We start from the raw sequence: 14,011 nt of genomic DNA, 5'->3' as shown, positions 1-14,011 counted from the left end.
ACGCTCTCAGTTTTTTGAAACGGTTCCGGTCTTCGCGACCCTTCCGGACTCTATATTGTAAACGTTTTTAACGCTGCCGGCGTTTACGGGTATGTCGTCGCTCCCCACCGAGGAAACGAAAACCTGCCCCTTCCAGCCGGTGAGAAACTCTCCCAGATAGCCGAGGCGCTTTTTGTCCAGTTCGCTGCCGGGGTCGTCAAGGAGAAAGGCGGGAGAAGAGCCCGTCTTCTCCTTCGCCCACAAGAGAAGCGCCAGTTTCATCGAAAGAACCAGAGTCCTGTGCTGACCCTGCGAGCCGTGCTCGGATATCTCTCTTCCCCCAAGTTTTACCTTTACCTTGTCCCTGTGCGGCCCGTGGTGGGTAAACCCCCTTTTCCGGTCCTCGGCGTCGCTCTCCAGAAGAATGTTTCTGAGCCCCTCCGCCCCCTCTTCCATCTTCCAGGAGGGCTTGTAGGATATCTCTATCTCCTCGGTTCCGCCGGAAATATCCCTGTGTATGCGCGCTACCGTCTCTTTCAGTTCCCCCAGAGACAGGCTCCTTTGCCTGCATATCTCCCAACCGGCCTGTGAAAGAAAGGTTGTCCAGGGCTCGAGGTCCTGCTGGTTACTCTGGAGAGCCTCGTTTCGCTGCGCCAGAGCCCGCCGGTAGTTTTTCATCTTCTCGACGTACGAGGGATCGGCCGAGAAAGAGGCCCTGTCGAGATATTTTCTTCTTAGGGACTGGTCCCCCTTCGCCATTTCCATGTCCCCCGGCCCGAAAAAAACCGTGGGAAAGACCTTCAGGTATCCGGCGGCCGAAAAAGGCTGTTTTCTGTCCACGAAGGCTTTTTTGCCTTCCTTCGACAGGTGGACGCCAAGCCGGGCTGTTCCGTAGCCGTCGCTGACTATCCCTTCTACTTCCGCCTCGTTCTCCCCCACCGTTATGAGATCCCTCACTCTTCTGGTTCTGAAACTGCCGAGAGTGGAAAGAAGGTAGACGGCTTCGAGTATGTTGGTCTTTCCCTGAGCGTTGGGGCCGCAAAAGACGTTCAGAGCGGGCCCGGGTTCAAGGGGCTCCGGCGAAAGATTTCTGAAACCCCTGTACAAAATCCTTTTTAGAACCATTCCCTCAGTCAACGCGCATCGGCATTACCACCGACATGAACCTCGCATCCTTGTCGGTTCCGAGAAACAGCGCCGGGGAGAGGGAGTCCTTTATCTCCATCCGGAGGGTCTCGTCATCCATGACTTTGAGTATGTCCATGAGGTAGTTGGCGTTAAAGGCCACCTTGACCGGGGCTCCGGCGTATTCCACTGGAAGGGTCTCTTTTGCGTCTCCCATGCCGGGGTTGTCGGAAACCAGGGTCATGAGGTTTCCCTCTATCTCCGTCAGGACCGATCTCGTCTCCTGATCGCTGAGGATGGATACTCTCTTGATGGCGTCTCTGAAATGATCGCAGGAGATGAGGACCCCGTTTCCCGATATCTCGGGAATTACCTGCTGGTAATTGGGAAAACTCGCGTCGATAAGGGTAACGCTGAGAAGAATGTCCCCCGTCCGCGCGTAAAGACGTCCGTCGGCGCAGGCTATTTCAAAAACTTCCTTTCCCATCGCAAGAAGGGATTTCAGTTCCGCAACTCCCTTTTTAGGAACAATTATTCCCGAAGAAAACAGGCCGAGCCCCTTTTCGAGGGGTTCGTCCATAAGGCTGAGCCTGTGTCCGTCGGTGGCGACCATTTTGAGGAAGGATTTTCCCTTCTGGTCCACCCACTCCTTGAAAAAGACGCCGCAAAGGTAAATCCGGGTTTCGTCGCTGGAGGCGGCGAAGACCGTTTTTGTGAGTATGCGGTCGAAAGAAGCGGGATTGATCTTTTGAAAATTGTCGGGAGGAGTGGGAAAAGTAGGAAACTCCTCAGCCGGCGTCCCCGGTATGTGAAAGGTGGAGTTTCCGGCAGAGATCGTAACCCAGTTGTTTTCCCTGGTTTCTACAGCGACCGTCCCTCTGGGAATTTCCTTTACGATTTCGTTGAGCTTTCTGCCGGGTATGGAGATTGAACCGGCTTCATTTACCTTGCAGACGGATTTTTGAATGAGGCTTATCCGAAGGTCCGTCGCCGACAGGACAAGCTCTTCTCCCTGCGCCCGAAGGAGTACGTTCTCCAGAATGGGCCTCGTGCTCTTTCTTTCCAGAGTGGATTGAGCGCGGGAAATGATCTCCGAAAAAGCTTCCTGGCTGATTTCAATCCGCATCGTCTTTCTCCCGTCTATCTTCTTTTATTAAATTAATTACCTTTATAAAGTAGTAGTAATAGGCCCTGCAGAAATTGTGGAAAACTCATCTTTTCCCTTTTGAAGCGAAAGTTTTTTGCTGTCCAGAAGATGTTGATGAAAAAACCGGTTTTAGACAGTTCCGGGAAGGTTCGGATTCATCGACATCTTATCCACAGGACGCTCCACAAGATTTCTTTTATTGTTTTTCACTTCGGCCTCATTTGCCGAGGGTGGACTTTATCGAGTTTATCTGCCGGGCCACGTCGCGGTCCTTTTCGGCCATTTCGGCTATCTTGTCGCAGGCGTACATAACGGTTGAATGGTCCTTTCCCCCCAGACGGTTTCCTATCTCCGGAAAGGAGCTGTCGGTAAGCTCTCTTGACAGATACATGGAGAGCTGCCTCGCCCAGGCTATGACCTTCGTGCGCCTCTTTCCCTTTATGTCGGAGATCTTTATCTTGCAGTGAGCGGAAACGGCCTTCAGCACGTCCTCCACGCTCAGGGAGGATTCCGGCCCCTGCGAGGACCCCTGCAGAACCTTCTTGGCCAACTCTATGTTTATGCTGGTGTGGGTAAGGTTCGCGAAAGCGGCCACGCGGGTAAGGGAGCCTTCCAGCTCTCTTATGTTGGACAAGACCCGGGAAGCCAGAAACATGGAGACTTCGCCGGGCATCTCTATCGACTCGATCTGCGCCTTCTTGTTAAGTATCGCGACCTTGGTCTCCATATCCGGCGGCTGGATGTCTGCTATGAGCCCCCATTCAAAGCGGGAGCGGAGGCGGTCCTCGATCTCGGGAATCTCCTTGGGGAACTTGTCGCTCGAAAGGACTATGGATTTTTGTCTCTCGTAGAGGGCGTTGAAGGTGTGGAAAAACTCCTCCTGCGTGCGCTCCTTCTTTTTCAGGAACTGGATGTCGTCCACCAGAAGAACGTCCATCGACCGGTACTTGGCCCGAAACTCGTTCATCCGGTCGTTGGTGAGAGCCTGAATCAGTTCGTTCGTGAAGGATTCGGAGGTGACGAAGCAAATCTTCAGCTGAGGGTTTTCCATCAGCTTCTGGTTGCCTATGGCGTTAAGGAGGTGGGTCTTCCCGAGACCGACTCCCCCGTAGATGAAGAGAGGGTTGTAATTGTGGTGGGAGCCGCCCGCGACCGCCTTGCTGGCCGCCTGCGCGAATTCGTTGCAGGGGCCCACTACGAAGGATTCAAAGGTGTGCCTTGGGTTAAGGCCTATGCGCACCGATCTTTCGCGCCACTCGCTCTTTTCTTTTTTAGCCGTCTCGCCGGAAGGAGGCTGGCGCTGGGGTTTTTTTGAGATCGTGAATTCGACGCGGACCCTGGTCCCGAGGCGGCGCTCCAGGATCCCCTCGATCAGCGAGGAAAGCCCGTTGTCCTTGAGCCAGTCCGCGAAAAACCGGTTGGGCGCCGTTATGAAAAAGACGTCTCTCTCAACCCTTGATGCCTCCAGAGGTTTAATCCAGGTGGCGAAGGTTTGGGCGGGAACCTCCCTTTCAAGATCAAAGAGAACCTCGCTCCAGAGGATATTCATTATTTCGTTTCACTCCCGGAATTATCCACAGCGTTGTCCACAATTGTGGATATCTTCCGAAGCCAAGGCCGGAATATGTAAGCTATCGTAATTAAAGAATTTTATTAAATCCCGCCTGGAAAGACCATACAGGACTAGAGGGTATCAGAGTGGTCCGGTTCTATCAAGCGGTTTGTTTTTTTGGCGAAGGCGCGTTGACCCGCAAAGGCAAATGCGTCTATCCTCTTGCCCCTGAGAGTTTGTCCGTAAAATCCAAAGGAGTAAAAATGGCAAAGGACCCTCGCCAGCGCCAGAAGGCCGCCGAAAAGAGGAAGAAAAGGGAAATAGAGATCAGGGAGCAAAAGGCCCGCCAGCGGTCCGCGTCCGAAAACACCGGACTTTCGGAGCTTCTGGCGAACGCTTCCGATTACCCCGTCTTCGAGTGCGTGATAAGCGAAGGCTGGCGCGAAAGGGGGCTTGCCCACATCCTGCTGGCGCGCACCCTTCCCGACGGCAAGCTCCTCGTCGGAGGCTGGTACGTAGACACCCTTTGCCTCGGCATAAAGGACGCTGCGGTTCTGCCGGGCCTTGCCCCCGAGGACTACCAGTCGAGGGTCAAGCCCAACATCTTTCACGACACCGTCGTCTTCGAGCCCTGCGAGCCGGGTCTGGCCAGAAAGATAACGGAAGGAGCGGCCCGGTTCGCCGAAAGATACACCTTCAAGCCGAGCAAGAGGTGGCCCGAAAGCCGCCTTCTCTTCGCCGGGATTCCCGAATCTTCCGAAACCGTCGAGTTCGGGCGGGAGTCAAAGCCCTGCTACGTAAACCGCGGGGAATCGAACGCGGCCGGAATCATCGCGCGCCTCGCCCGGAACGCCCCGGAGGGGGGCTATCTTGTGGTGAAGGAAGAAAAAACGGCCGCCGGGGCGGAGCAGAGCCGATAAAAAATTCCACGCCGAACTTATGAGCCTTGAACTTTCTCCAGGTAAGGCTATAACCTTCCCTTCGGATTTTTTTACGTGAATTTTACGGCTGCAGACGCCGTTCATAACTTTTCAAGGGAGAAAACATAAAATGAAAACGAAGATTCTGCTGGCGGCGGCTGTAGTCATGGCCTCCGGGTACGCTCTGGCTTTCGGCCCCCACGACAACAACTGCACGGATTGCCACTCTCTCCACTACGCCAAGGGCAAAGCGATAATCGGAGTCGCCCCGAAGGGCGAAGGCGAGAAGAGCGACATTCCCCTCTGCCTCGGCTGCCACAACAAGGAAGAGGGCATAATGCCCATAATCATTTCCGCCACTCACCCCGTGGGCGGAAAGCCGGTAAAGGTGAAGGTGCCCGCCGACCTGCTCCGCGCCGACGGAACTATGGGCTGCTCAAGCTGCCACGATCCCCATCCCTCCAACCCCAGCTACAAGTACCTCCAGGGAGACGTTAAGAAGGCCGGCGAGCTCGGCAAGTTCTGCGCGATGTGCCATCAGGAGAAGGTCGACATGAAGGAATTCAAGACCGTCTCCGCCCCCGCGGAGTCCAAACCGACCATCCCGACCGTCTCCGTTCCCAAAAAGCAGTAACACGGAAGCACTTTTTAAATCTGAAGCCCCGCTCGCCCGAGCGGGGCTTTTTTGTTTGGAAAAACAGCCGGAGTCAATGGCGTAAGCGCGCAGCCGGACTAGAATTAAGGGAGAACCAAAGCGGAAGGAGGCGGAAAGATGGCGCGGAAGATAACCGGATTGTTCAAGAGCCGGCCCACAGTAGAGGGGGCGGGCGTTCACCTGAAAAGAGCTTTCGGATACCACCAGGTTCCTCTCTTCGACCCCTTCCTTTTGCTGGACGATTTCCACTCGCAAAATCCCCTGGACTACGTGGCGGGATTTCCCTGGCATCCCCACCGTGGCATCGAGACCATAACCTACATACTCGAAGGGCGCGTCGAGCACGGCGACTCCCTCGGCAACAGCGGGGCGATCGGCCCCGGCGACGTGCAGTGGATGACCGCCGGGAGCGGCGTGATACATCAGGAGATGCCCAAAAAGACCGGGTCCGGGCTTTTGTGGGGCTTTCAGCTCTGGGCCAATCTCCCCGCTTCGCAAAAGATGATGAACCCGCGCTACCGGGACATAAAGGCGGCCACGATACCCGAAGTGCGGCTCCCCGGAGGAGCGAGGGCGAGGATAATCAGCGGAGAGGCCGGCGGAGTATGGGGGCCGGTGCGGGATATAGTAATCGACCCACTGTACATGGACGTTTCCGTGGAGGGAGGCGTTTTCGTCCAAAGGGTCAAAGAGGGGCACACCGTGGGCGTTTACGTCCTTTCGGGAGAGGGCGTTTTCGGCGAAGCGGAGGGGAGCGGGGGAAAAACAAGCGCCGGGCCGGAGAGCCTGATTCTTTACGGTCATGAAGGCGGTCCGATAGAAGCAACTCCCCTGTCGCCGTCCCTTCGTTTCTTGCTCTTTTCCGGAAAACCGCTACGCGAGCCTGTGGCCTGGGGCGGGCCGATAGTGATGAATACCGAGGAGGAGCTGGAGGTTGCTTTTGAGGAGTACAGGAACGGGACTTTCATTAAATAATATTGTCCGGCGCATCCTTTTCGTCCCCGGCGTCGTCATGTCCTCGCTCAAGGGCTCCACGTAGCGCTGCTACTGTCTCGCCCTTTCGCTGCGGGATTCCTCGCCGGGAACGAAAAGCCGCGCCTTGTAAAAACTCCAAAGCTGCGTCTGGCCGTAGCTTGTAGAGCGAAGAAGGGTCGTTTCCCGGGCGCGGGCAAAAAGAGAATTGCTGGACAAGATATTGAGAATGGATGTATTTAAAACCCGTAGGCGCGGTTAGACAAACCGTGTTTCCGGCTATTGTTTTTTATCAAGCTGGCAGTTGTTCAGCCTTGCAATTGGAGGACGGCGTTCATGGCCAAATATCCCCGCTGGCTGACTTTGATCTTTACCATATCTATGGCGGTTGTTCTGGGGGGAGGTTATTTGTTCTACCGCGCCCAGGAGCGCCAGCTCAGGGCGGAGACGGAGGCAAAACTCCAGTCCATCGCCAGCTTGAAAGTGGACCAGATAGTACATTGGCGGGAGGACAGGCTGAGCGAGGCCGTGCTCTTCATGAACAGCCCTTACTATTGTGAGTCCATAGCGCGCTGGATTGAAAATCCCCGCCGGGAGGCGATGACGGAAGACCTCCGCCAGAGCCTTCGGGCGATGCAGATGCACTATGCCTACAACGACATCTTTTTAACCGATTCAACCGGCAAGGTTGTCTTCACCCTGAGCGGCAACCCGGGCCACGTCCACGATATCGCCCTCCCCGCCATTCAGGAAGCCATCGCCCAGCGAAGGCCCTTTCTCACGCAGATTCACACGGAGGACGACGGACAACACCCCCACCTCAGCGTAGTCGCGCCGCTTTTTACCGAGGAGAAGGGAGCGCAGAGGTATATAGGCCTTCTCATCCTGCAAAACGACGCGAACCAGTTCCTCTACCCCCTTATCCAGAGCTGGCCGGTGCCGAGCGATTCCTCCGAGACGCTGCTGGTGCGCCGCGACGGCGAAGACGTCCTCTACCTCAACGAGCTTCGCCACCGGACCGGTACGGCCCTCAAGTTCCGGATACCCCTCACGCGAGAGAATTTGCCCGCTGTCCAGGCCGTGCTGGGGAGGGAGGGGGTCTTTCAGGGGATTGACTACCGCGGCGTCCCGGTGCTCTCCGTTTTAAATCCGGTTCCCGGCACCGCCTGGCACATGGTCACCAAGGTGGACATGAGCGAGGCCTTCGCCGAGTGGCAGTTCCGCTCGGCTCTCATTCTCTTCATGCTCGCGGGGACCGGCGTTTTCGTCGCCGTCGCCGTCAGGACGGTGTGGGAGCGAAACGCCAAGGCGCAGTACCGGGTTCTCTTCGCCTCGGAAAAGGCCAAGAGGGAGAGCGAGGCGAGATACGGCACGACCCTGATGAGCATAGGGGACGGAGTAATCACCACCGATGCCGAAGGCCGCGTCGAGCTGCTCAACGGTGTGGCCGAGGAGCTAACCGGCTGGCGTAAGGAGGAGGCGTACCAAAAGCCCCTCGAAGAGGTCTTTTTCATCTTCAATCAGGAGACGCGGAAGGCCGTCGAGAATCCCGTCCGCGAAGTAGTGCGCAACGGGCGGATCGTGGGGCTCGCCAACCACACCGTTCTTTCCTCCCGCGACGGCACCGAAAGGCCTATCGCCGACAGCGCCGCGCCGATCCATGACGAAGAGGGCAGGATAACCGGCGTGGTGCTGGTCTTCCGGGACCAGTCGCAGGAATACGAGGCCCAGAAAAAGATAGAGGAGAGCGAGGCGGGTTACCGGGGCCTTTTCAACGGCATGCTCGACGGCTTCGCGATTCACGAGATAGTTCTCGACGAAGACGGGCGTCCTGCCGATTACCGCTTCTTGTCGGTAAACCCCGCCTTCGAGCGCCAGACCGGGCTGAGCGCGGAAAAAATACTGGGGAAGCGGGTGCTGGAAGTGCTCCCCGGAACCGAATCCTACTGGATAGAGCTTTACGGGAAGGTCGCCCTTACCGGGGAGCCCGCCCAGTTCGAGAACTACAGCGGCGAACTGGACAAGTATTTCGAGGTCTTCGCCTACCGGCCGAAGGAGGGGCAGTTTGCCTGCGTCTTTCGTGACGTGACCGAAAGGAAGCGCGCCGAGCTGTCCTTAAAGAGCCGGATGGAAGAGCTGACCCGTCCGCTGGACGAGGCGGAGGGCATAGGGTTTGAAGAACTCCTCAATATCGAAGAGATGCAGAAATTACAGGATCAGTTCGCCAGCGCCGCCGGGGTGGCCTCGATAATAACCGACCCCGAGGGAAAACCCCTCACCCGGCCCAGCAACTTCACCCGGCTCTGTTCGGAGATAATCCGCAAGACCGAAAAGGGACTGTCCAGCTGCTACCGCTCGGACGCGGTAATCGGAGGCGCCAACGCCACCGGGCCGACGGTGCGGCCCTGTCTCAGCGGCGGGCTGTGGGACGCGGGCGCGAGCATAACCGTCGGCGGAAGGCACGTTGCCAACTGGCTGATCGGGCAGGTCAGGGACGAATCGCAGACCGAAGAGAAGATGCGGGAGTACGCGCGAGATATAGGGGCCGACGAGGAGGGTTTCATCGAGGCCTTCAGGGAAGTCCCCCCGATGTCGCAGGAGCAGTTCCGCAGGGTCGCGCAGACCCTTTACACTCTGGCGAAACAGATCTCCACAATGGCCTACCAGAACGTCCTGCAGGCGCGCTTCATCTCCGAGCAAAAGCGCTCCGAGGAGGAGAAGGACCGCCTCCAGTCCCAGCTTCTGCAGGCGCAGAAGATAGAATCGGTAGGCCGCCTCGCGGGAGGCGTCGCCCACGATTTCAACAACATGCTGGGAGTAATTCTCGGCCACACCGAACTTGCCCTGGAGCAGGTCGAGCCCCAAAATCCGCTCCGGGAGAGCCTGGAGGAGATCGAAAAGGCGGCGAAGCGGTCGGCGGACATCACCCGCCAGCTTCTGGCCTTCGCCCGCAAGCAGACCGTGGCCCCGAAGGTGCTCGACCTGAACGACACCGTCTCGGGGATGCTGAAGATGCTCCGCCGCCTCATCGGCGAGGACATAGCGCTCAACTGGAAGCCGGGAAGCGGTCTCTGGAGGGTGAAGATCGACCCCTCGCAGGTAGACCAGCTTCTGGCGAACCTACTGACCAACGCCCGCGACGCCATATCGGGCGCGGGAAACGTAAGCATAGAGACGAACAACGTGGTGCTCGACAGCCATTACTGCGAAGGGCACCCCGGCTTTACCTCCGGAGAGTACGTCCTCCTCACCGTCACCGACGACGGCTGCGGCATAGAAAAAGACAAGCTCACCAGAATATTCGACCCCTTTTTCACCACCAAAGACGTCGGCCAGGGCACCGGCCTCGGCCTGGCGACCGTCTACGGCATAGTCAAGCAGAACGGCGGCTTCATAAACGTCTACAGCGAGCCCGGCCTCGGCAGCACCTTCCGCATCTATTTCCCCAAGGCGCACGCCGACGTGTCGGATAATTTCTGCGAATACGCCGAAGCTCCGAAGGGCGGCAGGGAGACGGTGCTGATCGTAGAGGACGAAGAGGCTATACTTAACCTGGGCAAGAGAAGCCTGACGGCTCTCGGGTACCGCGTGCTGGCGGCCAACAGCCCGGCCAGGGCCATAAGGCTGGCCGAGGAAAACGCCGGGTCCATAGACCTTCTAGTCACCGACGTGGTGATGCCCGAGATCAACGGCAAGGAACTCTACGAAAAGATTTTGGCCATCCAGCCGGGGCTTCGATGCCTCTTCATGTCGGGCTACACCGCAGACGTAATAGCCCACAGGGGAGTACTGGACGAAGGAGTGAGCTTTCTGCAGAAGCCTTTTTCGCTGAAGACTTTGGGGTTGAAGGTTCGTGAGGTTCTCGACAGCTAGGGGGTCCGGCGCATCCTTTCCGTCCCCGGCGTCGTCATGTCCTCGCTCAAGGGCTCGCCGTAGCGCTGCTACTGTCTCGCCCTCTCGCTCCGGGATTCCTCGCCGGGAACGGAAAAGCCGCCGCCGGGAGGCTGTTTCAGCGAAGGGCGAAGCCTGCCCTCGGAATCTTTTACCGGGGGTCGTTTCTCGGGCGCTCCCGTCGTAGTCACGCTACTGCCTGCGACCGCGCGCCCTGCGGATTCCTTGCCCTTCGCCGAAATAGTTTGCCGGTTTGAGCGTAGCGAAAAACCGGCATCAAACTGGCGGGAAGCCCTGCCCCGCCGTAGCCTTAGAGAAGGCGGGTGCTGCGGGATTCCTCGCCGGATACGAAGGCCGCGCCGTAAACTCTTTCGTAGAATAGCCGTCTTGCGGACACTTCAAAGGGGTTCTTTGGTCAGTGGGAAGCTTGAAGAATGAGTGACTACCGGATGGCGTCGGCAAGGCGTATTTTCGCTCTCGCGGCGACGCTGCTTTTACTCTGCGCGCACTTCGCCTGCCCCGCTCGGGCAAGGGCGCAGCACGCCGGTTCACCCGAAGCCGCCCCCAAAAGCATCCTCCTTCTTTACTCCTACGGCCACGGGGGCCAGGGAGTGAGGATTTTCAACGAGGGTTTTTTCACCGCTCTCAGCAAGGGGGGGGTAAGCGCAAACGACGTCTATTCCGAGTTTCTGGATCTGGGGCGACATCAGGAGGACAGGGAGTACCCGCAAAAGCTGCTTTCCCTGCTAAGGGAGAAGTACTCCTCCAGGAAGTTCGATCTTGTCGTCACCGTGCAGCAGCCCGCGCTGTGGTTTCTGCTGCGGGAAGGAAAAGAGCTGGCTCCCTCCGCTCCGGTAATCACCGTGCAGGCGCCCCCGCCCTCCGAAGAAGAGGCTGCGGGGCGAAAATTCCTCTGCCAGGTGGCGCACTTCGACATAAAGGGAACCCTTGAGCGGGCGTTCGAGCTTTTCCCTTCCACCCGGCGGGTGGTCTTCGTTTCCGGAGCGAGCGAGGCCGACAGGAAGATGGCTTCCGAGGCGTCAAAGACCGCCCAGCCCTGGCAGGGGAAGGTGGAGCAGGAATACACCACAGGCCTCTCCCTTCCGGAGATGCTCCACCGGGTTTCAACCCTCCCCCCCTTCTCCGTAATCATCTTCACCCAGTACAACAAGGATACGAACGGCCGCGCAACCCTCGCCTACGAGGTCGAGGGGATGATTACCAGGGCGGCCAACGCCCCCGTCTTCGGGCTCTACGACTTCAACCTCACCAACGGCGGCATCGGCGGCTCGGTGATAAGCGTAAAGGACCTCGGCGAAACAACCGCCGTCGGCGCGCTGGACATCCTCGGCAAAAAACTTGTCCTCGAAAAGCCCGTGACGGTAGCCGACAACAGGGCGGTTCCCGTCTTCGACTGGAAGCAGATCGAGCGGTGGGGAGGCCACCCGAAAAACCTCCCCGAAGAGAGCGTCTTCATCGACCGGCCCCCGCTTCTCTGGGACCAGTACAAGGGATTTATAATTTTTGGTTTTGTCGTCTTTATCGCTCAGTCCTTGCTCATAGGCGCGCTGCTCGTTCAGAGAAAGCGCATGGAGAGGGCCGAAAAGGCCCTGCTGACCAGCGAGGAGAGATTCCGCGCCATCTTCGAGGGCGCTCCGGTGGGCATCGGCATAGCGAGAGGACAAAAACACGTCCTCGTGAACCCGGCCCATGCCCGTCTCTTCGGCTACGACAGCCCGGAAGAACTTGTCAACGTCCCGATAACCGCTCTTTTGCCGAAAGAAGCCCACGCTGAACTGATCGATCGCAACAAACGGCGCGAAAGGGGCGAAGAGGTGCCAAACGCCTATGAAACCACGGGCATCAGGCGGGACGGAACCACTTTCCCCTTCCTGATCGACATCGCCATGATACAGTTGCCCGAGGGGACCGCCACTCTGGGCTTTTTTCGCGACCTCAGCGAAATAAAGCGCATGGAGGCGGAGCGGGCCAAGCTGGAGGGCCAGCTGCTTCAGTCCCAGAAGATAGAATCGGTCGGCCAGCTCGCGGGGGGCGTCGCCCACGATTTCAACAACATGCTGGGGGTCATTCTCGGCCACGCCGAATTCGCGCTGGAGCAGATAGAGCCCCAAAATCCGCTACGGGAGGACCTTGAGGAGATACAAAAGGCCGCGAAGCGCTCGGCGGAAATAACCCGCCAGCTTCTTGCCTTCGCCCGCAAGCAGACGGTGGCTCCGAAGGTGCTCGACCTGAACGATACGATAGAGCCGATGCAGAAAATGCTCCGCCGGCTTATCGGCGAAGACATCTACCTCGAATGGAAGCCGGGGAAAGACCTCTGGAGGGTTAAAATCGACCCCTCGCAGGTAGACCAGCTAATGGCGAATCTCGTCACCAACGCCCGGGACGCTATACAGGGGGTCGGCAAGGTAGAGATCGAGACCGACAACGTGACTCTGGACGAACAGTACTGCGAAGGCCACGCGGGCTTCATGCCGGGAGAGTACGTCCTTCTCGCCGTCAGCGACAGCGGCGCGGGCATGAAAAAAGAGGAACTGGCGAAAATCTTCGACCCCTTCTTCACCACCAAGGAACGCGGCAAGGGCACGGGGCTCGGCCTTTCCACCGTCTACGGCATAGTCAAGCAGAACGGCGGCTTCATAAACGTCTACAGCGAGCCCGGCCTCGGCACCACCTTCCGCATCTACCTGCCCCGGACGCTGGCAAAAGCCGAAACTGCGGCGGAACCCGGCAGTGTAACCCTGGGGGGCAGCGAGACGATTCTCCTCGTCGAGGACGAAGAAGCGATACTCGGCCTCGGCAGGCGGATTCTCGCCTCGCTCGGCTACCGCGTGCTGGCCGCCGGAAGCCCTGCGGAGGCGCTCAGGCTCGCCGAAGAGAACAAAGGCGCAATCGGCCTGCTCGTAACCGACGTGGTAATGCCCGAAATGAACGGAAAAGAGCTCTACGAGAAGATATCCGCCATACAGCCTGGCCTTAAATGCCTCTTCATGTCCGGCTACACCGCCAACGTGATAGCCCACAGGGGAGTTATCGACGAAGGCGTCAATTTCCTCTCAAAGCCCTTCTCCCTCAAAACCCTCGGCGCCAAGATCCGCGAAGTGCTCGACGGGACCCAGCCGGCATGAAAACCTGCCGGGAGTGCGGGCGCACGGTTTCGGAAAACGCCTTCATGTGCCCCCAGTGCGGAGCCCCCTACCCGGCCAGGGAAAAGTGGGACGGCTACGGCTTCGAGTACAAGAGCCAAAGAACCTTCATGGGAATGCCGCTCGTCCACGTCTCCTTCAAGTACCGGGCGAACCGTATGCCGGTGCCCGCAAGGGGAATAATAGCCATAGGCCAGTTCGCCGCCGGAATCTTCACCCTCTCCCAATTCGGAATAGGCGTCGTCAGCGTAAGCCAGTTCACAATAGCCGGTTTCGCCCTCGCCCAGTTCGCCTTCGCGGTCGATCTCATCGCCCAGCTCGGCGTCTACCTCCACAGCGGCCACGGACAGCTCGTGCGCAGCGTCCGGGAAATCGCGGAGCTCCTGTTTTAAGCGCCGCCAGTTCCCGGAAGCGTAAAAACCTCTCGCCCCCGAAGAATAAAAGCGCCCTCCCGGCTCTTTTTTCCGGTTGACACCCCCAAAATAGTGCAGTACTACTTAATTAGTGCAATACTTCACAATGTTTCTTCCGGCGATTCCCCGGGATCGCGAATTCCCCGGAGTTTCCAGCTCAGGGACCAAAAGGAGAAAGGAGCGAAGCAGG

9 protein-coding genes are annotated in these 14,011 nt (G+C 58.2%); 6 read left to right on the top strand and 3 right to left on the bottom strand.

Annotated elements, in window-relative coordinates:
• Nucleotides 1-6 precede the first annotated feature (6 nt).
• The 3 genes from EPN96_05310 to dnaA all read right to left on the bottom strand — a co-directional run bounded on the left by EPN96_05310 (nucleotide 7) and on the right by dnaA (nucleotide 3,800).
• A complete protein-coding gene (locus EPN96_05310) occupies nucleotides 7-1,104 on the bottom strand; it encodes a DNA replication/repair protein RecF (GenBank protein TAL17497.1) in 1,098 nt (365 codons plus the stop codon).
• Nucleotides 1,105-1,108: 4 nt separating this feature from the next.
• Nucleotides 1,109-2,230 carry a DNA polymerase III subunit beta gene (gene dnaN / locus EPN96_05305; protein TAL17496.1) on the bottom strand — a complete coding sequence of 374 codons (1,122 nt, stop codon included), beginning with the start codon at nucleotides 2,228-2,230 and terminating at the stop codon, nucleotides 1,109-1,111.
• 238 nt (nucleotides 2,231-2,468) lie between these two features.
• The gene (gene dnaA, locus EPN96_05300; protein TAL17495.1) at nucleotides 2,469-3,800 is read right to left on the bottom strand and encodes a chromosomal replication initiator protein DnaA; all 1,332 of its coding nucleotides are present in this window, start codon (nucleotides 3,798-3,800) and stop codon (nucleotides 2,469-2,471) included.
• A gap of 266 nt (nucleotides 3,801-4,066) precedes the next feature.
• On the opposite strand from dnaA, the gene EPN96_05295 reads away from it, so the two are divergent.
• From EPN96_05295 to EPN96_05270, 6 genes are all read left to right on the top strand, one after another.
• Nucleotides 4,067-4,723 carry a hypothetical protein gene (locus tag EPN96_05295; protein ID TAL17494.1) on the top strand — a complete coding sequence of 219 codons (657 nt, stop codon included), beginning with the start codon at nucleotides 4,067-4,069 and terminating at the stop codon, nucleotides 4,721-4,723.
• Nucleotides 4,724-4,853: 130 nt separating this feature from the next.
• Nucleotides 4,854-5,357: a cytochrome C gene (locus EPN96_05290; GenBank protein TAL17493.1), complete on the top strand. Its 504-nt coding sequence runs from the start codon at nucleotides 4,854-4,856 to the stop codon at nucleotides 5,355-5,357.
• Between the two features lie 138 nt (nucleotides 5,358-5,495).
• Nucleotides 5,496-6,353, top strand: coding sequence for a pirin family protein (locus EPN96_05285; protein ID TAL17492.1), 858 nt, complete (start codon nucleotides 5,496-5,498; stop codon nucleotides 6,351-6,353).
• A 333-nt stretch (nucleotides 6,354-6,686) separates the two neighbouring features.
• Entirely contained in the window at nucleotides 6,687-10,223 is a 3,537-nt protein-coding gene (locus EPN96_05280) for a PAS domain S-box protein (GenBank protein TAL17491.1), read from the top strand.
• A gap of 1,925 nt (nucleotides 10,224-12,148) precedes the next feature.
• The gene (locus EPN96_05275; protein ID TAL17526.1) at nucleotides 12,149-13,390 is read left to right on the top strand and encodes a response regulator; all 1,242 of its coding nucleotides are present in this window, start codon (nucleotides 12,149-12,151) and stop codon (nucleotides 13,388-13,390) included.
• On the top strand, nucleotides 13,387-13,800 hold the full coding sequence (locus EPN96_05270; protein TAL17490.1) for a zinc ribbon domain-containing protein: 414 nt from the start codon (nucleotides 13,387-13,389) through the stop codon (nucleotides 13,798-13,800). The genes EPN96_05275 and EPN96_05270 overlap by 4 nt, the downstream gene beginning before the upstream one ends.
• The last annotated feature ends 211 nt before the right edge of the window (nucleotides 13,801-14,011 follow it).

This window comes from bacterium, assembly GCA_004322275.1.
Lineage (GTDB): Bacteria > Desulfobacterota > Deferrisomatia > Deferrisomatales > BM512 > SCTA01.
This window is presented reverse-complemented; position numbering and strand designations above follow the sequence as displayed.